Raw genomic sequence first — 19,821 nt, 5'->3', positions numbered from 1 at the left:
CGCCCCGGTGGCTGGCCATCAAGCCGCGCGCTGATCGCCGTCGGCTTTCGCCGCGTACGCGCCATCGATGAACGGCACGATGGCTTGCGCCAAGGCTTCAGGTGCGTCGCGGTGCGGCGAGTGTCCGCAGTTGGGCAGCTTCACCACTTTCGCGTGCGAGACGTTGGCGGCAATGCTGTCCATCTGCGCCATCGTGCCGTACTCGTCGTCTTCGCCCTGAATGGCAAGCAGCGGCTTCTCGATACTCGCCACCGCCCCGACCAGATTCCATTCGCGAAATGCCGGGTTCAGCCAGATGTCGTTCCAGCCCCAGAAGGCGCTGTCGACGTCGTCGTGATAGCGCGCGAGCTTCGTACGCAAGTCGGTCGTTTCGTACACGGTCTTCGTCTTGGCAATGCTCTCGACCGACACGTCTTCCACGAACAAGTGCGGGGCGAGGACGACCGCACCAGCAAGCCTGTCAGGGAACGCGGCCGAGAACAGCAGCGCAATCGACCCTCCGTCGCTATGGCCGACCAGCCACACCCGCTCGGCAGCCTCTTTCCCCACCCCCACCGCATCGAGAAACGCAGGCAGCACTTCACGCGCCTGCTTGTGCATGAAATCCACCGGCCACTTCTCGCCTTGCGGGCGCGGGGTAGAGCGGCCGTAGCCGTTGCGCGAAAACACAAGACCGCGATAGCCACCGACATCGCACAACTGCTGCGGCCAGTCTTTCCACATGGCGACCGACCCCAGCCCTTCGTGCAGAAAGACCAGCAGCGGTGCCTCGGTGCGCTCACGGTTGAGCCATCGATATTCCAGCGAGAGCGCGCCGAGCGAGGCCGTCTCGATCTGGGCAAACTGAACGTCCGACATCGTTTCGTCTTCTCCTAGGGTGAACCGACCCTATAGCATCTCGCGCAGCTTGAAGCGTTGTACCTTGCCCGTGGCCGTCTTCGGCAAATCGTCGACGAACACCAGCTCGCGAGGGTATTTATGCGGCGCCAGACGCGCCTTGACGAACGCCTTGAGCGCGGTGGCCATCTCGTCATCGGCCACGACACCGGGCTTGAGTACGACAAACGCCTGCGTTTTCGTCAGACCGTTGTCGTCACGGCCGACCACGCCCGCTTCGAGGACTGCGTCGTGCTGCATCAACACCATCTCGACTTCGATGGGCGAGACGTACTGGCCGCTGACCTTGAGCATATCGTCACTACGCCCGGCATAGACGTAATACCCACTGGGCAGACGCTGGTACTTGTCGCCGCTCTTGAGCCAGTCGCCGAGAAACGTGGCGCGCGATTTCTCGCGATTGCACCAATACATCAGCGCTGCGCTCGGCCCCTTGATGTACAAGTCGCCGATCTCGCCATCGGGCACGGGCAGTCCGTTTTCGTCGCGCAGTTCCACCGAATAGCCCGGCACGGGCTCGCCAGTCGTGCCGTAGGCGACTTGCCCCGCGCGATTCGACAAGAAGATGTGCAGCATCTCGGTCGAGCCGATGCCGTCCAGAATCTCCGCGCCGAAGTGCGCGGTGAAACGCTCACCGATCTCACGCGGCAACGCTTCGCCAGCGGACGTGCACAAGCGCAGCGAGACGTCGGCGCGCGCGGGCAGATGCGGGGACGCGAGTAGGTTCGCGTACAGCGTAGGCACACCGTAGAAGATGGTCGGACGATGTTGTTTCAGCCGCTGCGCCACCGCTTCGGCGGTGGGCCGCTCGGCCATCAGAACGACGGTCGCACCGACCGACAGCGGGAACGTGAGCCCGTTGCCAAGCCCATAGGCGAAAAACAGCTTCGCCGCAGAAAACACGACATCGTCCTCGCGAATGCCGAGCACGTTGCGGGCGTAAGTCTCAACCGTCCAGTGCAAGTTCGCGTGCGTATGCACCGTGCCCTTGGGCTTGCCGGTCGAGCCCGACGAGTACAGCCAGAAGGCGATGTCGTCACCCGCGGTATCGGCAGGCAGCGCGCTGGGCGGGCCGTCGACGAGCGCATCGAAGGTGACGGGCGGCGTTTGCTGTGCGGCGTCGCTGGCATCTGCCACGGCGACCGGCTGCGAGACGATGCATGGCGGCGGGGCGCTCATTTGATCGAGCGCTGCCTGCACGGTCGGCATCAGCGCGCCGGACGCAATGACGAGCTGCGCTTTACTGTGCGCCATCATGTACGCGTAGTCGTCGGCGGTGAGCAGCGTGTTGACGACGACAGGCACCACACCCGCATAAAGTGCGCCGAGAAAGGCGACCGGCAAGTCGATGGTGTCGAGCATCACGAGCAAAATGCGCTCTTCGCGGTGCACGCCCGCACGCGCAAGTCCCGTGGCGAAGCGCCGGCTGCGCTCGGCGAGTTCGCCATAGGTGAGGGACTGCGTGTCGTCGAGATACGCCGTCTTGGCGGCGCGCGCGCGATTGAGCGCTTCAAGGTGCGCGGCGAAGTTGAAGTTCGCCGGCGGTGGGGTCAGTACGGCTTCCATGTTGCCTCCGGTGGATCGCCGCGCGTGCCCTGCCTACGAGCGAGGGCAACGCGCACACGGCGTTGGTTCTCTACGGCGCTCTGACGGCACCTGTGTGAAACACCTTGACTACGACGGCTTGCGACTACTAACGGCTAACGATTCACTACGATGAAAAGCGGCGACAACGAATAACGATTACTTGGGCAATTCGACGGCATCGGCCGTGAGCGCTTCGACCAGTGCGGCGGGGCCTTGTGCCGCCGAGCGCACGTGATAGAAACGCAGCGCGCGCAGGCCGCCCAATTCCTCACCGCCACCGGCACGCCCCGGGCCGCCATGCAACGATTGGGGCATCACGTTGCCGTGGCCGGTCTGCGTTTTGGCAACCGATGGATCGACCGCATGCACTCGGCCATGCGCGTCGGCCAACGCAAGCGCAGGCGCACGCATCGCGAGGGCGTCATTGCTGAATAGCGACACGACGAGCGATCCTTGACCGCGTTTGGCGAGGGCGACGGCCTCGCCGACATCTCGGTAACCCACCAGCGTGGCGACAGGCCCGAACACTTCGGTGTCGTGCACGCGCTGCCCCGACGCGCCATCGCGCAGGCCGAGCAGCACGGGGGCGAAACAGGCACTCTGCGCATCGGCATCGATAAACGTGGCTTCGCGATTGCCGTCGTACAGCGTCTGCGCTTCGGCTTGCAGCTCGGCAATGCCCTCGAGCACGGTACGTTTTTGCGCCGCACTCACGAGCGACCCCATTCGGACGTTCTCATTGCGCGGATTGCCGACGGTCGTTTTCGCCAAACGCTCGGCAATCGCACTCGCGGCGGCATCGAAGTGTTCCAGCGGCACCAACGCGCGGCGAATGGCGGTGCACTTTTGGCCCGACTTGACGGTCATCTCACGGGCAACTTCGCGCACGAATTGATCGAACGCGGCAGTGCCGGGCGCGGCGTCGGGCAACAGGAGGGCGCTGTTCAGGCTGTCGGCTTCCACGTTGATACGCGCGGAGCGCTCCGTGAAGGCCGGATGCGCGCGCAGCGTGGCCGCAGTGGCCGCCGATCCGGTGAAGGACACCACGTCGAACGGCCCGATACGATCGAGCAATCCGGCGGCGCTGCCGCAAATGATCGAGAGACTGCCCCTCGGCAGCACGTCGGCGGCGACGACATCGGCCACCATGCGCTGCGTGAGCCAAGCGGTAGACGTGGCAGGTTTCACGATTACCGGCACGCCTGCGAGCAGGGCGGCGGCGGCTTTCTCCCACAGTCCCCACGACGGGAAGTTGAAGGCGTTGATGAAGAGCGCCACGCCTGGTGTCGGACGCAAGACATGGCGCACGGCAAACGAGCCGTCTTTCGCGAGCGGCGTCGCAGCGCCATCGAGCAGCGTGTGGGCTTCGCCCAGCGATGCGCCCAACTTGGCGTAGGTCGACAGCGTGTAAATCGCACCATCGATGTCGACGGCAGAGTCGGTGGCGACGGTGCCGGAATTGGCGGTTGCAATGGCGTAGTAGTCGTCGCGATTCGCTTGCAACGTGGCGACGATTTGCGAAAGCCGCTGTGCACGCTCGGCAAACGACAATGCGCGCAACGCCGGTCCGGCCGTGTCGCGCGCGAAAGCAAACGCGGCGTCCAGATCGAGACCGTCGCTCGATACCCGCGCGAGCGTCTCGCCGGTGACAGGGTCGGTGAGGGTGGTGCCCTCGCCACGACCGGCCACCCATTGACCAGCGACGTAGTTTTCCAGCAAAGCAGGCGTACTCATGACAAAGGCTCGGTAGGCAAGCGCACGGGATTCAGATCGCACGAAGACGTAACCCTCGTGTGATCGGGTGTCAGGCGCTGCGGGTGAATTCGATCGCCCCCTGGGGCAGGAGATAAAGGACGAGTGCGCGGCCATGCGCCACTGTCGGGCGATGCGCCGTGCCGGGGCCGTAGACACACCACCCGGCCGGATGCCCGTCGAAGGTCGCGCCGGGCGTGAACGGCATGATCAGATCGATTTCGCCGTTCGGATGCACATGGTGCGGGCCGGCCAGATCGGCCATGTCGACGACATCGACGGAAAAGCCGTGCGTCTCGGGTGTCGGCTTGATCACTCGGCCATAACGAATGCCACCGCCTTCGCGGTTGCACAGCCAGCCGTCGGCAACACCGATGTTGCACGCGTCGGTGAGCGCGGCGAAGCCGGGCGTGTCGGCACCATAGTGCGTGTTGAGCCAGTCGGCGAGGCTGGCGTCGAGCGCGCGTCCGTCGAGTTGGCGCGTGAGGTCGGCGATCAGCGCCTGAAATTGGGGCACATCCATCCATGTCTCCTGGGGATGACGCAATGGCAAACTGGCCGCTTCATGTCACTGCGCAGCGCCTTCGGACGCGCGCAGGTGAAACGCGAGCGGCGGCTCGCACTGTCTTGTTCTGACGATCTTCCGTACACCGGGTTTGACGCCGATCAGGTCGGACTACCGTCCGCGTTTGCTTTTTTATCGACGCATGGTGAAAATTAGAGCATGCAATTTTCGCTGTCAAGCAATATATTACATGTTACCTGTTCCGAGGATCTCGCCCGATGAATAAGAGTGCGCCTGCCGATGGGGTGTTGACGGCGCGTGCCGCCGTAGAGAAAGACCCGTTCCTGGTTGCGCTGGGCGAGCGTGTACGCACGCTGCGCGCCCGCCGTGGCTTGACCCGTAAGGCGCTGGCGCTCGACGCGGAGGTGTCCGAGCGTCATGTGGCCAATCTGGAGTCGGGCGTGGGCAATGCGTCCGTGCTATTCCTGCGCCAGCTTGCACAGGCACTAAATTGCACATTGGCGGAAATCGTCGGGGACGAAACCACGTCGTCCGCCGAGTGGCTGCTGATTCGCGAAATCTTGCACGGCCGTGATGGCGAGGCGCTTACGCGTGCCCGTCAGGCGCTCAGCGAACTGTTTGCAGGCAGCGAGCGCGATCCGGACCGGCGCGGGCGGATTGCCCTGATCGGCTTGCGTGGCGCGGGCAAGTCCACGCTGGGCCGCATGTTGGCCGACGACATGCACGTGCCGTTCGTCGAACTCAATCGCGTGATCGAGCAATTGGCGGGCTGTCCGCCGTCGGAAATCTATTCGCTCTACGGTGCCACGGCTTACCGGCGCTACGAGTTGCGGGCGCTCGAGGCCGTCGTGGCCGAGCATCCGCGCGCCGTGATCGCTTCGCCGGGCGGGATCGTGAGCGACGCGGCAACGTTTAATTTCCTCCTGACTCACTGCTATACGGTCTGGCTGCAAGCTTCGCCGGAAGAGCATATGAAGCGCGTGGTGGCGCAAGGCGATCTGCGGCCGATGTCGGGGAATGCCGAAGCGATGGACGACCTCAAGCGAATTTTGGCAGGTCGCCAAGACTTCTACGCCAAGGCGGATATGAGCTTCGACACCGGCGGGCGGGCGCTCGCGGACGCTTATCTGCAACTTCGGGGACGCCTCGCAGTGCAGTTATCGACCGACTGATCGTCGCGTTACTGCAAAATAATTCATTTTTCTTCAAGTTAACCGTTGACGATGGGTTTGTGCTGCACTATATTGCAATTCAACAAGATCATTATTCGAGTTGGAGGCAATCATGTTCGGCAAACCCCACGTCGACTACCGTACGGACCCCACGCAGTACAAGCACTGGAAACTGAGTTTCGAAGGCCCGGTCGCCACGCTCACGATTGATATCGCTGAGGACGGCGGCATTCGCGAGGGCTACAAGCTCAAGCTCAATTCGTACGATCTCGGCGTGGACATCGAACTGCACGATGCCGTTCAGCGCATCCGCTTCGAGCACCCTGAAGTTAAGACCGTGGTGGTCACGAGCGCCAAGGACCGTGTGTTCTGCTCGGGCGCCAACATCTTCATGCTCGGGTTGTCCTCGCACGCATGGAAGGTCAACTTCTGCAAATTCACCAACGAAACGCGTAACGGTCTGGAAGACTCCAGCCGCCATTCCGGCCTGAAATTTCTTGCCGCTGTGAACGGCGCGTGCGCTGGCGGCGGATACGAATTAGCACTGGCCTGCGACGAGATTTTCCTGGTCGATGACCGCTCGTCGTCGGTGTCGCTGCCCGAAGTGCCGCTGCTTGGCGTGCTGCCGGGCACCGGCGGCCTCACGCGTCTGACCGACAAGCGCCATGTGCGCAACGACCGCGCCGACATCTTCTGCACCATCGTGGAAGGCATTCGCGGCGAGCGCGCGAAGCAATGGCGTCTGGTCGACGAAGTGGTCAAACCGGCGCAGTTCGCCCAAACCATCTCGGCCCGTGCGCTCGAACTGGCCCAGCAAAGCGATCGTCCGGGCGGCAAGGGCGTGACGCTCACCCGCATCGAGCGTACCGACGAGCCGGATGCGATCCGTTACGAATTCGTCGACGTGGAAATCGACCGCGTCAATCGCACGGCAAGCCTGACCGTGAAGGCACCGAAGTCGGCACCGCCGCAAGACATCGCGGGCATCGAAGCCGCTGGCGTGCGCTGGTGGCCGCTGCAAATGGCGCGTGAACTCGACGACGCCATCCTCAATCTGCGTACGAACGAACTCGACATCGGCACTTGGCTGCTGCGTACCGAAGGCGACGCACAACACGTGCTGGCCGCTGACGCCTCGCTCATCGCGAATCAAAACCACTGGCTCGTGCGCGAAACCATTGGTCTGCTGCGTCGCACGTTCGCCCGTATCGATGTGTCGTCGCGCTCGCTGTTCGCGCTCATCGAGCCGGATTCTTGCTTCACCGGCACGCTCGCCGAATTCGCCTTCGCTGCCGACCGCACGTATATGGCAGCCCTGCCGGCCAGCGAAGAAGACGAACCGGCCATCACGCTCTCGGAAGTGAACTTCGGTTTGCTGCCGATGGTGACCGACCAATCGCGTTTGGCACGCCGCTTCTACGAAGACAAGGCCGAACTCGACGCAGTGCGCGAGACCATCGGCCGCCGGGTGCGTCCGGACGAGGCCGAGCGTCTCGGGTTGGTGACGGCTGCGGTCGACGATCTGGATTGGCCCGACGAAATTCGCATCGCCATCGAAGAGCGCGCGGCGATGTCGCCCGATGCGCTCACCGGTCTGGAAGCGAACCTGCGCTTCAACGGCAAAGAGACGATGAACACGCGCATCTTCGGACGTCTGTCGGCCTGGCAGAACTGGATCTTCATCCGCCCGAACGCCGTGGGCGAGAAGGGTGCGCTGAAGGTCTACGGCAAGGGCAACAAGGCGCAATTTGATTTGAACCGCGTCTGACGACAGCTAGCTGACTTCAACCCGCTGACGTCAGCCCGCTGACGTCAACCAGGTACACAACGCGACGTTTCCACAGATACGCACGAGACACGAGGATTCCCACGATGGCTTCGATCAACTACAGCGAGAAGATCCCCAACAACGTCAACCTGTCCGACGACCGCACGTTGCAACGTGCGCTCGAACAGTGGCAGCCGAACTTCCTCTCCTGGTGGGGCGACATGGGCCCGGAAGGCTCGCACGGTTTCGACGTGTATCTGCGCACTGCGGTGAGCGTGGACCCGAGCGGCTGGGCGCACTTCGATCACGTGAAGATGCCGGACTATCGTTGGGGCATTTTCCTCACGCCGGGCGATGCCGATCGCAAGATTCACTTCGGCGAGCACAAGGGCGAGGCCGCGTGGCAGGAAGTGCCGGGTGAGCATCGCGCGAACCTGCGCCGCATTATCGTGACGCAAGGCGACACGGAACCGGCATCGGTGGAGCAGCAGCGCCATCTCGGGCTGACCGCGCCGTCGATGTATGACCTGCGCAACCTGTTTCAGGTGAACGTGGAAGAAGGGCGTCACCTGTGGGCAATGGTTTATCTGCTGCATCGCTACTTCGGCCGCGATGGCCGCGAAGAAGCCGAAGCGCTGCTCGGCCGCCGTTCGGGCGATGAAGACAACCCGCGCATTCTGGGGGCCTTCAACGAGAAGACGCCGGATTGGCTGGCGTTCTATATGTTCACGTACTTCACCGATCGCGACGGCAAGTTCCAGCTCTCGGCGTTGGCCGAATCGGGTTTCGATCCGCTTGCACGCACCACGAAGTTCATGCTGACGGAAGAAGCGCACCACATGTTCGTGGGCGAATCGGGCGTGTCGCGCGTGATTTCGCGTACGGCGCAGGTGATGAACGAGCTGGGCACCGACGACGTCTCGAAGCTGCGCGCTGCCGGGGTGATCGATCTGCCGACGATTCAGCGTTACATCAACTTCCATTACTCGGTGACGATCGACTTGTTCGGTGCCGACCAGTCGTCGAACGCGGCAATCTTCTATAGCTCGGGCTTGAAGGGGCGCTACGAAGAAGGCAAGCGCGACGACGATCATCAACTCAACGGCCAGATGTATCGCCTGCTCGACGTGGACAACGGCAAGCTCGTGGAGCGCGAAGTGCCGATGCTCAACGCGATGAACGAAGTGCTGCGCGACGACTACATCAAGGATTCGGTGGCGGGTGTCAATCGCTGGAACAAGGTGCTGGAAAAAGCCGGTATCGACTTCCGTCTGACGGTGCCGCATAAGGCGTTCAACCGCCAAATCGGTACGTTTGCCGGTGTGCGTGTGTCGCCGGATGGCCGCGTGGTGAGCGAGACCGAATGGGCCGCACACGAGCGTGAATGGCTCGCGAGTGCGGAAGATCGCGCGTATGTCGCATCGCTCATGGGCCGTGTGACCGAGCCGGGCAAGTTCGCGAACTGGATTGCGCCGCCCCCGCTGGGCATCAATCGCCAGCCGATCGACTTCGAGTACGTGCGCTTTAACTAAAGCGGGCCAATCGAGCCTGTAGCGCAACCCCACAAGGAGACAGCATCATGAACGGCCCCGTTCCGGTCGAAGTTCTGAAGCAGCATCTGATCGATCCGGAGATCTGCATTCGCTGCAATACCTGCGAAGAGACGTGTCCGATCGACGCGATCACGCACGACGAGAACAACTACGTCGTGCGCGCAGACACCTGCAACGGTTGCATGGCGTGTATCTCGCCATGCCCGACAGGGGCCATCGACAACTGGCGCGACGTACTCAAGGCCGCGTCGTACTCCGTTGACGATCAGCTCACGTGGGATGAATTGCCCGCGCAGGACAATGCGCTCGCCGGTCAGGGCACGATTGGCGAGGCAGCGCAGGACGGCGCAAGTGATGGTGCGCCGGTGGCGGGCGATTCAGCCGAGCCGGTGATCGGTGGCTCGGACCTCGTGCGCGGCTCGGTCGTGCCGCCGTGGTCCGCCGCCAAGCCCTACGTCAATCTGTACAACCACAAGGCGCCGGTGCAGGCCACCGTCGTGGGCAACTACCGCCTGACCGATACGAGTACCGAAAGCGATATTCATCACATCGTGCTCGACTTCGGCAAACAGCCGTTCCCGGTGCTTGAGGGCCAGTCGATCGGCATCATCCCGCCGGGCACCACCGCCGATGGCCGTGCGCATCACGCGCGGCAGTATTCGATCGCCTCACCGCGCGATGGCGAGCGCGCCGGTTATAACAATTTGGCGCTGACCGTGAAGCGGGTGACGAAAGATCATCACGAGCAAGCGGTGGGCGGTGTCTGCTCGAATTACCTGTGCGATCTGAAGAAGGGCGATGTGGTGAACGTGATGGGCCCGTTCGGCAGCACGTTCCTGATGCCCAATCACGCCGACTCGCATCTGCTGATGATCTGCACGGGCACGGGCGCAGCGCCGATGCGCGCGATGACCGAGTACCGTCGCCGCAACCGCCTGAAAGGCGCGACCGGCAAGCTCATGCTGTTCTTCGGCGCACGCTCGCAGGGCGAGTTGCCGTACTTCGGCCCGCTGCTGAATTTGCCGAAGGATTTCATCGACACCAATCTGGCCTTCTCGCGCACGCCGGGACAAGCCAAGCGCTACGTGCAAGATGTCATGCGCGAGCGCGCGGCCGACGTGGCGGCGCTGCTGCGCCACGATCACACCTATATCTACGTGTGCGGCCTGAAGGGCATGGAAGACGGCGTGTTGCAGGCGCTGCAAGCCATTGCCGCAGAGGTTGGCATCGATTGGCAAGCCCTGTGGCAGCGCATGAAGACGGAAGGGCGCTTGCACCTCGAAACGTATTGAATCGTCAAGTGTGAGCCGCAGGTGACCCGCGGCGCAGACACACGCTCACGATTGACCGACGGCGCATTGCGCCGGCTTGACACCGCGTGCTTCGGCATGCGGTTTTTTTTGTGCGGTGCTTATCCGCTATGTCCGCTTTATCCGCTATTTTCGCGGTGTCGCGATGGGCGAGAGCATTTGCAAACAAGCCTCCGAGAGGCTGCGTGCGAACGCAGCGCGGGCTTGCGCGCCACCGGCGTCGTTTGCGTTGTCCGGGGCGCTCGCCTGTGCGGCAATGATGTCGTCCGTCGCGCCGTGAACGCCTGAATAAATCAACAGCGCGACGATTCTGGGTTGTTCCGGGGCCCACACGCCTGCGGCCTTGCCGCGCTCGATGATCTGCGTCAACTGGTCGAGAATCGCGTTCTTCGCTTGATTGGTCCGGTCGTGGTGGTGGTGATTGGCGTAGACGATGTCGTGCGTGCGGTAAGTCTTGACGTAGGTCTCGACGTTCGTCTGAATCCACACGCGAAGGCGTTGCACCCAGTCGTCCTCGGCACACGCGTCGACCGCCTCCTGCAAGGTCGCCATGAACTGCTCGGTATAGCGCGTGGCCAGCGCTTCGAGCATCTCGTTCTTGGAAGCGAAGTAGTGATAGAACGTGCCCTTCGCGACCTGTGCCTGTTCCACGATTTCATTGATCGTGGTGGCTTCCACGCCCTGCGCCAGAAACAGCTTTTCCGCCGCGCCCATCAATTCGTCGAGACGAACCTCGGCCGGTTTGGTACGGGGGCGCGCCGGGTCTTTCTCCGGCGGCGTCGCGTTGTGCTGTCTCACAGTCATCGAGGTCATGTCACGAGAATGGGGAATCGGCGCCAGTGTAAGGGAAGTCTCGGCACGCTGTCCCAAGGGCGTCATCGGAATTAGGTAACATGGGCGTGCTGTTTCCTTCCATTTTTTCTCTGAACGGAGAGTCTCATGGGCAAGAAGCGGATTCTGGTACTGGCTGGCGACTACGTCGAAGACTACGAACTGATGGTGCCCGTGCAGGCACTGATGGCCGTGGGACATCGCGTCGAAGTGGTGTGTCCGGGCAAGAAGGCGGGCGACAAGGTGCGCACGGCCATTCACGATTTCGAGGGCGATCAGACCTACAGCGAGAAGCGCGGCCATGACTTCACGCTCAACGCCACTTTCGATGGCCTGTCTCCCGCCGATTACGACGCGCTGGTGATTCCCGGTGGACGTGCACCCGAGTATTTGCGGCTCAACGAGCAGGTGCTGGCCGCTGTGCGTCATTTCGCTGAAAACGACAAACCGATCGCCGCAATCTGTCACGGCGCGCAACTGCTGGCCGCCGCTGGCGTGATCGAAGGGCGCGAGTGCTCGGCGTATCCGGCCTGCGCGCCCGAAGTGCGGCTCGCGGGCGGCAAGTATATGGAGATCGAAATCGACGCCGCGCATACCGACGGCAAACTCGTGACCGCGCCCGCATGGCCCGCGCATCCCGCGTGGCTGGCGCAGTTCCTCGCAGTGCTGGGGACGAAGATCGAGCTTTGAGGGCGTTAGGCGTTGCCGATGAGCAGCGCTGCCATGCACCGGATTCACTGCCGGTGCAGACGCTAGCAACGGGGACCGGCGATGGTCCCCGTTTTCATTTCTATTCGAGGCCTGACGGATCCAGTGCGCGCAAACGCGCGTCGGCTTCCGCCAGCGTGTGCTCGCTGAACACCTCGATACCGTGCTCGCGTAACAGCGCAGCCGCGACGCCGTCACCGGCAATCTTCGCGCCGGTGAAGCTCCCGTCGTACACGAACGTGCTGCCACACGACGGACTCCCTTCCTTCAACACCGCAATGCGGATGCCGTAACGCTGTGCGAGCGCCAGTGCGCGTTGCGCGCCGTCGACGAACGCAGCCGTGACATCGGCCCCGGTGTCGTCAACGACGCGTGCCATCTGTTGCCACACGCGTTGGCCGCTGTTCGCGCCGGTGATTTCGGCGGGCGGGCGCGGCGTGGGCAGCCCGCCCGCGACCTCAGGACACACCGCAGCGATCAACCCGGCATCGCGCCAACGATCGAGGATGGCAGCGGCATCGGTTTCGCAGGCGGCCGCGCGGCCGTGATAGCGAACCGGCTGGCCGAGCAAGCAACTGCTCACGAGAACACGAGGGTGGCGGGCAGCAAGAGGAGAGGAGGGCTTCGAAGACATGCGCCGCAGCGTATCACGCGGTTTGAGCAAGCGTCAGTTTTGTCCGATTTCGGCGCATTTTCGAAAGCCTGTCGCCGTGCGGCGCAGCAGAATCCGCCGATCCTGGCCCTCACCGTTGGCGCGCTGCGCAGGCGGTCGGTGTCGGCCTCATGACTCGACGACGGAGGTTCGCCATGTTGCCCCTTGACCTTACCCGCGCCCACAGTGCCACGAATAGCCATCGGGTTGCGCCGGTGCAAGACGATACGACGCGACCAAACGCGGGTGTCGCCGGAGACGACATTCGTGCCGTGCTGCCGGAAGTCGGCCCGCAGGGGATGCAGGGGGCGGTGCTCGGGCACGATGGCAGTGTGGCCGAATTACCGGGGATAGGGCCGTATGACTTCTCGGCGGCGCAACGGGTGCGCGACACATTGCCCATGGGGGCGACGGGCACAGTGGTACGCGTGACACTGACGCACGAGGCGAATTCCCCGCAGTACGTGATCAAGCGCTGCCCGGATGCTTGGCACACGACGCAGACGTGGCTCGCGTCACGGCTTTTCGGTGCCCTCGGATTGCCTACGCCGACGACATTTCTTGTGCGCGGTTGCGACGAGGTCTTCGACGGTCCCCCCGAGTCCGGCCGCATGTATCTCGCGAGCGCCTATTTGCCGACGTACGAAGATCTCGGCCTATGGCTGGTGAGCGACGAAGCGCGACGTGCCATCGTGGGGCAGTCACAGGACGAAGACCGTACCCGGATTTGCGATCGCGCGCGCATCGGTGCCCGAGTGTCGGGCAAGGTGCTTGAGCGCTTGTGCAAACAGGAGGGGGTGGCGTTCTGGGCGCTGTCACCGCGTGGCGCGAACATTCATGCGGAAGAACTCAAGAAGCGCAACGACATGCTCGGCCTGCTGTGCAGCATGTTGCCCGACGTCTACCAATGCGAGTTGGAGCGGCACTACATCGCCGCGCTCTGGCTGGGCAACTGGGATCTGTGCAACGTGTTCATGGAAAACGTGGGCGTGTGGCGCGACAAGGAAAACCTGCCGCGCATGATGACCGTGGACTTCGGGGCGTGTCTTGAGATGGGGTTTCAGGGCACCTGCAAAGACACGGGCTACGATCTGGCCGTGGCGCAGCGTGCTGCGTTGACGGCGCTGCCGCCGCTGACGTCGGTATTCCGGCGCGACGCGGCGTGCTTCGACACGGAACTGGCGCCCGGCGCTCTCTCCGATCTCACGCAATTCCCCTATGGCGAACAGTACGCACCGTTTGTGCGTCGATTGGTGGACTTCACGCCGGGTGCCAACGAAGGTGTCGTCGACGACGAATTGCGCAACCCGACCGGCGTGCGTGCCGTGGCTGCCGAGATGGCGTATCGCCTCGCCAACATTCATCAAGACATGCTCTTGCCATGGGCGAGCGCTGCGAACGAGCTCGCTTGTGCCGAGATGGGAGGCAGCGCCTTGCCCGGGCGGGCCGACGCACGTGATCTAGTGCGCCGCTTGCTCTCGCGGCGCGACAGTGTCGTGCGATTGTTGGGCGGCGAGTGGGCCGCGAAGGCGTGGGCGCGCGCGCATCCGACGCGCGCGGCGGCCATCGACGCCCAGCAGTCGCCCTTTATGCGTCTGTGAGTGACATATCGGTGCCGGGGTGGCCGAGCAACTCAGGGGCGGCTTGCACCAGCGCGTCGATGGCGGCCCTCAGTTTTGGGGACGGATGCCGGGTGTCGGGCCAGACAAGATGCAGGGGCGTGCCAGCCGACCGGGTGTGCGGCATCAATCTGACCAGCGTGCCGGTGCGCAGCGGTAACGCGGCGATCCAACTGGGCAGGCAGACGATTCCCAATCCTTGCTCCGCCGCGGTGACGAGTGCCACGAGATCGTCGAGCACGAAGCGCGGCGTGCGACCACCGGGGAAACCGTGTGTCCCGGAGTTAGCGGGCGTGCGGGTATCGGCAGACACGGTCTGTGTTGTCGCATCCGGCACAAACGTTGGCCATTCATAGACGTTGCTGCCGCGTCCGTACATCAGACGCTCGTGATCGGCCAATTCGGCAGGCAGGTTCGGCGTGCCGTGCTCGGCCAGATAGGCAGGCGACGCACATAGGATCATCGTCTGTTCGCCGAGCGAACGTGCCTTGAGGCCGGGCGTGTCGTCGAGCCGCCCGCTGCGCACGGCCAGATCGTAGCCTTCCTCGATCAGATCGATGCGCCGGTCGCTGAATGCCATTTCGAGCCGCAACTGCGGATGCGTTTTCGCCAGTGCCAGCAAGACCGGCGCGATGCACTGCCGTCCGATCTGCACCGGCATCGTCACTCTGAGTTTTCCCATCGGCGATTGGGTGCCGGCGCTCAACTCGGCTTCCGCTTCCGACAATTCGGTCAGCACCTTGGTGCAGCGCTGATAGAAGGTTTGACCCTCGTCGGTCAGATGCTGGCTGCGCGTCGTGCGATGAAACAGGCGCACGGCAAGGCGCGACTCCAGCCGAGCAATGCGTTTGGCGACTGCCGAACGTGTGAGGTGCAGGCGTTCGGCCGCCCCCGCGAAGCTGCCCGCATCGACGGCTGCCACGAAGGCCGAAATGCCCGAGAGTCGGTCCGGCGAGTAACTGTCATTGATTCCCATTTGTCGCCAATTTGTAGAGAAATCGCCATCACTGCCGCGAAGTATTCTCCAATAAGCTGATGCTTGTCTACCCGGCCGTCTCTCAGAGACCGGGGCTCCCCAAGATAAGGAATTAGCGATGACGACGATGAAGCAATGGCAGATGGCATCCCTCGGAGAAACGGCCCTCGAACTGGCAACGGTCGACGTGCCTCGGCCGGGGCCGGGCGAAGTGCTGGTGAAGGTGAGCGCGGTGTCGCTCAACTTCCGTGATGCCTTGATGATCGATACCGGCATGGGTTTGCCGGTGACCTTCCCATTCGTGCCCGGTTCGGACATGGCGGGAGAAGTGGCCGCCGTGGGGCCGGGCGTGACGCGGGTGGCGGTTGGTGAACGGGTCATCAATACGTTTTGGGACCGCTGGATCGACGACGAGGCCGCGCCCGCCGGGCTGCAAATCTTCGGCGGGACCTTGCAGGGCGTGCTGCGCGAGTACGCGGTATTCCCCGAGGACGCGCTGGTGCCGACGCCGGGCACGCTTGACGACGTGGCGGCGTCGACACTCACCTGCGCCGGGCTGACCGCATGGTTCGCGCTGTTCGAGGCCGGACACAAGTTGCAGCCGGGCCAGACGGTGCTGTCGACAGGGACGGGCGGCGTTGCGCTGTTTGGTGCGCAACTGGCGCTGGCGCACGGGGCGAAGGCCATCGTGACGAGCGGCAGCCCGGCCAAGTTGGCACGTGCGGCGGCGCTTGGCGTGACCCATGGCGTATTGCGCACCGACGGCTGGGCCGACGACGTGCTGGCGCTGACCGAGGGACGCGGCGTCGACCAAGTGCTGGAACTGGCCGGGGGCGACATGACCGGCACCATGAAGGCGCTGGCGCCGAACGGGAAGGTGTCGGTGATCGGCATGCTCGACGGCGAAACGCTGCGGGTGCCGGTCTACGGTGTGCTGGGCAAGCGTGCCCAGATTCAGGGCATCGGGGTGGGGCACCGCCGGGCGCTGGCCTCGCTCGTGGCGGCCGTGGATAGGCACCGAATCGCCCCCGTGGTCGACGCCGTTTACGACTTCGCGGACCTCGGCGAAGCCCTGACGCACCTGCGCCGGGGGGCGTTCGGCAAGGTTGTGGTGCGCGTGGCAACGCCGGTTGCCTAACGCCGAAAGCTCGCATACACTATCGACGCCACAAACCCCGCGTGACTGGCGATTAGGGCGCACAGCCTTGTGTGCCCGAGGTGGAGCAACCCACCGGGAAGCGCCGGGGTCTTATTTGCCGTTCGCCTGGGCAGCCGTGATGGTTGGTGCTGCCCTGTCTATCGTCTTCCGAAGCACAAAGGAAGATGCGCTGCGCCATCCCCCCCGGAAAACCTGTTCAATTCAACGCAAACGCCATGTTCGATAAATCGAAATCCACTGTTGCCGCCGTCGATCCCGAAGTTTGGGCCGCGATTCAGAAGGAAGATCAGCGTCAGGAAGACCACATTGAGCTGATCGCCTCGGAAAACTACACCAGCCCGGCCGTGATGGAAGCGCAGGGCTCGCAACTGACCAACAAGTACGCTGAAGGCTACCCCGGCAAGCGTTATTACGGCGGTTGCGAATATGTCGACGTCGTCGAGCAACTGGCGATCGACCGTGTGAAGGCGCTGTTCGGTGCAGAAGCCGCGAACGTGCAGCCGAACTCGGGCTCGCAAGCCAACCAGGGCGTGTATTTCGCCATGCTGCGCCCCGGCGACACGATCATGGGCATGAGCCTCGCGCACGGCGGCCACCTGACGCACGGTTCGCCCGTGAACATGTCGGGCAAGTGGTTCAACGTGGTGAGCTACGGCCTGAACGAAAACGAAGACATCGATTACGACGCTGCCGAGAAGCTGGCACAAGAGCACAAGCCGAAGCTGATCGTGGCCGGTGCCTCGGCCTTCGCGCTGAAGATCGATTTCGAACGCATGGCGAAGATCGCCAAGTCGGTCGGTGCGTACTTCATGGTCGACATGGCGCACTACGCCGGTCTGATCGCCGCAGGTGTGTATCCGAACCCGGTGCCGCACGCCGACTTCGTGACCACCACCACGCACAAGAGCCTGCGCGGCCCGCGCGGCGGCGTGATCCTGATGAAGGCCGAGTTCGAGAAGCCGATCAATTCGGCCATCTTCCCGGGCATTCAAGGCGGTCCGCTCATGCACGTCATCGCCGGTAAGGCCGTGGCGTTCAAGGAAGCTGCCACGCCGGAATTCAAGGCTTACCAAGAGCAAGTCGTGAAGAACGCACGCGTGCTGGCCGAGACGCTGGTGGCGCGCGGTCTGCGCATCGTGTCGGGCAAGACCGAATCGCACGTGATGCTGGTCGACCTGCGCGCGAAGAACATCACGGGTAAGGCAGCAGAAGCCGCTTTGGGCGCTGCACACATCACCGTGAACAAGAACGCGATCCCGAACGATCCGGAAAAGCCGTTTGTGACGAGCGGTGTGCGTCTGGGTTCGCCGGCGATGACCACGCGTGGCTTCAAGGAAGAAGAAGCCAAGCTGGTCGGCAACCTGATCGCCGACGTGCTCGACAACCCGGAAAACGAGGAAAACCTGGCCAAGGTGCGTGCACAAGTGGCCGAGTTTACCAAGCGTTTCCCGGTCTACGGCTAAGCGGCCGGTCTCGCACGCATGCGCTGCCCGTTCTGCCGGCACGACGACACGCAAGTTATCGACTCGCGTGAAGCGGAAGACGGCGCTGCCATTCGGCGGCGTCGGCGCTGTCCGTCGTGCGACAAGCGATTCACCACTTACGAGCGCGTCGAGTTGACGATGCCGGCGGTCGTCAAGAAAGACGGCAGCCGCGCGGAGTACGACCGCGCGAAAGTGCGCGCCAGTATGCAGTTGGCGATTCGCAAGCGCCCCGTAAGCGCCGAAGCGATGGATGCCGCGATTGCGCGCATCGAGTACAAGCTGCTGGCTGGCGCGGAGCGCGAAGTGGTGAGCCAACGTATCGGCGAACTGGTGATGCGCGAGTTGAAGCGTTTGGACAAGATCGCGTACATCCGTTTTGCGTCGGTGTATCGCAGCTTCGAAGACATCGCAGAGTTCCGCGACGTTCTTGAAGAAATCGACAGTACGGACGTCAAGCCGAAGCGCAAGCCAGTGGCGTGATCATGTGGATCAGCGTGTGATGTGATGCGGTAGAAGACAAAAAACCCGTCGTGCCCAACCAGGGACGACGGGTTTTTTTATGCCCAAGCGCAGAACGCGTTCAGAACGAGTGCGAGACCCCGATATAGGCACCGGTCTGGCCCTTGCCCGGCGGCGGGTTGTCGAGCGAATCGCTCGGAATGGCCGCGACCGAGAAGCTCTGGTTGGCGCTGTTCGCCACGTAGGCAACGGTGCCGTACAGGAACGTGCGTTTCGAGAGGTTGTACGTCGTGCCCAGCTCGAACATCGTGGCGTGACCGAAGCTCGGCACGTTCACGTGATACACGGCGGCATTCGCGGCCCACGCTTGTGTCGCCTGATACTTCACGCCCGCCCAGTAGTGATCGGCACGCGTGGCGAAGTTGGGCGTCGGCGCATCCGGTGCCGACATGTGCGTGTAGCCCAACGACACGGTGAATCGATTTAGGAAGAAGTTGGCACCGGCGAAATACTCGCGTGACGAGGCAAACACGTCGGTGAACTGCCCGTTGGAATCGCGAATTTCGTCATACAACGCACGCAACTGGAAGCGATCGTGTGTATAGGTCAATTGCGCGCCCATGCCCCGGCCGCTGTTGAATTGGCCGACGACGTTGGAGAACGCGTACTGGCCCGCAATATCGAAGCCATACCAGTTCGGGCTTTGATAGTTGACCGTGTTACTCGCCTGCGGCCAGTTACGCCCGCGCACCAGCGACGCCGACGAGAAGGCCTGTTGCTGGAACGGATCGAAGTCCCACACGCCGTTGCTGATAAACAGATTGCGCCCGAGGGTGAATTGTCCCCAGCTCTGCGAGACGAAGCCCACCAACGCACGCCGGTCGAAGATCGAACCCGAGCCGTTATTGTTGTAGCCGTTCATCAACTGGAAGCCGCCTTCCAAGTTGAAGACTGCGTGCAATCCCTGCCCGAGATCTTCATAACCCCGCAGGCCGAACAGGCTGGTGCCGTAGTCGCCGCCCTGCGCGCTCCAGCGCGAGGCGGTGCCGCCATTGCCGTCCTGCAAATTGTTCATGAATTGAAAGCCGCCATCCACGCGGCCATAGAGTTGCACACTCGATTGCGCGTGCGCGAATGTGCCGATGCTGCAAAGCAGGCTAGCTGCAATGAGCTTCTTTTTCATGGTCTGCTCCCCAGGTTGCGTTTGCCCCGCACCTTCCCTTTGCGTGGTTATGACCGTCGTCGTCGTGCGCCGCCCGTGCGGGGGCGAAGCACAGCGCTTCCGGTAAAGCCTGAAAAATCGTCACGAATGGTAAGCAATTGGCAGACGCCAACGCCGGGGCAACGCGGGCCGCGAGAGGGTGCGGG

General features: G+C 63.2%; 17 protein-coding genes and 1 riboswitch. Of the genes, 9 read left to right on the top strand and 8 right to left on the bottom strand.

Translation table 11 applies throughout. The features are described 5' to 3' along the window. Window positions 1–18: 18 nt before the first annotated feature. The 4 genes from PPN31114_RS21370 to PPN31114_RS21355 form a co-directional block, all read right to left on the bottom strand. Window positions 19–858, bottom strand: coding sequence for an alpha/beta fold hydrolase (locus tag PPN31114_RS21370; protein WP_150681515.1), 840 nt, complete (start codon window positions 856–858; stop codon window positions 19–21). Between the two features lie 30 nt (window positions 859–888). Continuing rightward, window positions 889–2,463, bottom strand: coding sequence for a benzoate-CoA ligase family protein (locus PPN31114_RS21365; protein WP_150681514.1), 1,575 nt, complete (start codon window positions 2,461–2,463; stop codon window positions 889–891). A 177-nt stretch (window positions 2,464–2,640) separates the two neighbouring features. Further along, window positions 2,641–4,218 carry a 3,4-dehydroadipyl-CoA semialdehyde dehydrogenase gene (locus PPN31114_RS21360; protein ID WP_150681513.1) on the bottom strand — a complete coding sequence of 526 codons (1,578 nt, stop codon included), beginning with the start codon at window positions 4,216–4,218 and terminating at the stop codon, window positions 2,641–2,643. Between the two features lie 70 nt (window positions 4,219–4,288). Next, the gene (locus PPN31114_RS21355) at window positions 4,289–4,759 is read right to left on the bottom strand and encodes a DUF4863 family protein (RefSeq protein WP_150681512.1); all 471 of its coding nucleotides are present in this window, start codon (window positions 4,757–4,759) and stop codon (window positions 4,289–4,291) included. Between the two features lie 260 nt (window positions 4,760–5,019). On the opposite strand from PPN31114_RS21355, the gene PPN31114_RS21350 reads away from it, so the two are divergent. From PPN31114_RS21350 to boxA, 4 genes are all read left to right on the top strand, one after another. Beyond that, window positions 5,020–5,934, top strand: a complete 915-nt coding sequence (locus PPN31114_RS21350; RefSeq protein ID WP_150681511.1) for a helix-turn-helix transcriptional regulator — start codon at window positions 5,020–5,022, stop codon at window positions 5,932–5,934. 112 nt (window positions 5,935–6,046) lie between these two features. After that, window positions 6,047–7,702 carry a 2,3-epoxybenzoyl-CoA dihydrolase gene (boxC, locus tag PPN31114_RS21345; RefSeq protein WP_150681510.1) on the top strand — a complete coding sequence of 552 codons (1,656 nt, stop codon included), beginning with the start codon at window positions 6,047–6,049 and terminating at the stop codon, window positions 7,700–7,702. A gap of 104 nt (window positions 7,703–7,806) precedes the next feature. Next, on the top strand, window positions 7,807–9,234 hold the full coding sequence (boxB, locus tag PPN31114_RS21340; RefSeq protein ID WP_150681509.1) for a benzoyl-CoA 2,3-epoxidase subunit BoxB: 1,428 nt from the start codon (window positions 7,807–7,809) through the stop codon (window positions 9,232–9,234). A gap of 47 nt (window positions 9,235–9,281) precedes the next feature. Next, a complete protein-coding gene (gene boxA, locus PPN31114_RS21335) occupies window positions 9,282–10,547 on the top strand; it encodes a benzoyl-CoA 2,3-epoxidase subunit BoxA (protein ID WP_150681508.1) in 1,266 nt (421 codons plus the stop codon). A gap of 144 nt (window positions 10,548–10,691) precedes the next feature. On the opposite strand, the gene PPN31114_RS21330 is transcribed toward boxA, so the two are convergent. Beyond that, complete coding sequence (locus tag PPN31114_RS21330) at window positions 10,692–11,378, bottom strand: TetR/AcrR family transcriptional regulator (protein ID WP_246182679.1); 687 nt, start codon at window positions 11,376–11,378, stop codon at window positions 10,692–10,694. A 126-nt stretch (window positions 11,379–11,504) separates the two neighbouring features. Between PPN31114_RS21330 and PPN31114_RS21325 the strand changes: the two genes are divergently transcribed. Then, on the top strand, window positions 11,505–12,086 hold the full coding sequence (locus PPN31114_RS21325) for a DJ-1/PfpI family protein (protein ID WP_150681507.1): 582 nt from the start codon (window positions 11,505–11,507) through the stop codon (window positions 12,084–12,086). A 100-nt stretch (window positions 12,087–12,186) separates the two neighbouring features. On the opposite strand, the gene PPN31114_RS21320 is transcribed toward PPN31114_RS21325, so the two are convergent. Next, window positions 12,187–12,738 carry a 2-thiouracil desulfurase family protein gene (locus PPN31114_RS21320; RefSeq protein WP_150681506.1) on the bottom strand — a complete coding sequence of 184 codons (552 nt, stop codon included), beginning with the start codon at window positions 12,736–12,738 and terminating at the stop codon, window positions 12,187–12,189. Between the two features lie 173 nt (window positions 12,739–12,911). Between PPN31114_RS21320 and PPN31114_RS21315 the strand changes: the two genes are divergently transcribed. Beyond that, window positions 12,912–14,357 (top strand): hypothetical protein, encoded by a 1,446-nt coding sequence (locus PPN31114_RS21315; protein WP_150681505.1) that lies wholly within the window; start codon window positions 12,912–12,914, stop codon window positions 14,355–14,357. On the opposite strand, the gene PPN31114_RS21310 is transcribed toward PPN31114_RS21315, so the two are convergent. Beyond that, window positions 14,344–15,351, bottom strand: a complete 1,008-nt coding sequence (locus PPN31114_RS21310) for a LysR family transcriptional regulator (RefSeq protein ID WP_150681504.1) — start codon at window positions 15,349–15,351, stop codon at window positions 14,344–14,346. The two genes, PPN31114_RS21315 and PPN31114_RS21310, sit on opposite strands and share 14 nt — an antisense overlap. A 127-nt stretch (window positions 15,352–15,478) precedes the next feature. Between PPN31114_RS21310 and PPN31114_RS21305 the strand changes: the two genes are divergently transcribed. The 3 genes from PPN31114_RS21305 to nrdR all read left to right on the top strand — a co-directional run bounded on the left by PPN31114_RS21305 (window position 15,479) and on the right by nrdR (window position 18,474). Continuing rightward, entirely contained in the window at window positions 15,479–16,489 is a 1,011-nt protein-coding gene (locus tag PPN31114_RS21305) for a zinc-dependent alcohol dehydrogenase family protein (protein ID WP_150681747.1), read from the top strand. 31 nt (window positions 16,490–16,520) lie between these two features. Further along, window positions 16,521–16,628, top strand: a riboswitch (ZMP/ZTP riboswitch). Between the two features lie 97 nt (window positions 16,629–16,725). Next, entirely contained in the window at window positions 16,726–17,973 is a 1,248-nt protein-coding gene (gene glyA / locus PPN31114_RS21300; protein ID WP_150681503.1) for a serine hydroxymethyltransferase, read from the top strand. Between the two features lie 18 nt (window positions 17,974–17,991). Continuing rightward, complete coding sequence (nrdR, locus tag PPN31114_RS21295; RefSeq protein WP_058377782.1) at window positions 17,992–18,474, top strand: transcriptional regulator NrdR; 483 nt, start codon at window positions 17,992–17,994, stop codon at window positions 18,472–18,474. Window positions 18,475–18,574: 100 nt separating this feature from the next. Here nrdR and PPN31114_RS21290 read toward each other — a convergent pair whose 3' ends face one another. Beyond that, complete coding sequence (locus PPN31114_RS21290) at window positions 18,575–19,636, bottom strand: porin (protein ID WP_150681502.1); 1,062 nt, start codon at window positions 19,634–19,636, stop codon at window positions 18,575–18,577. Between the last annotated feature and the right edge of the window lie 185 nt (window positions 19,637–19,821).

Origin of the sequence: Pandoraea pneumonica, from assembly GCF_902459645.1 — a bacterium.
Taxonomy (GTDB): domain Bacteria; phylum Pseudomonadota; class Gammaproteobacteria; order Burkholderiales; family Burkholderiaceae; genus Pandoraea; species Pandoraea pneumonica.
This window is presented reverse-complemented; position numbering and strand designations above follow the sequence as displayed.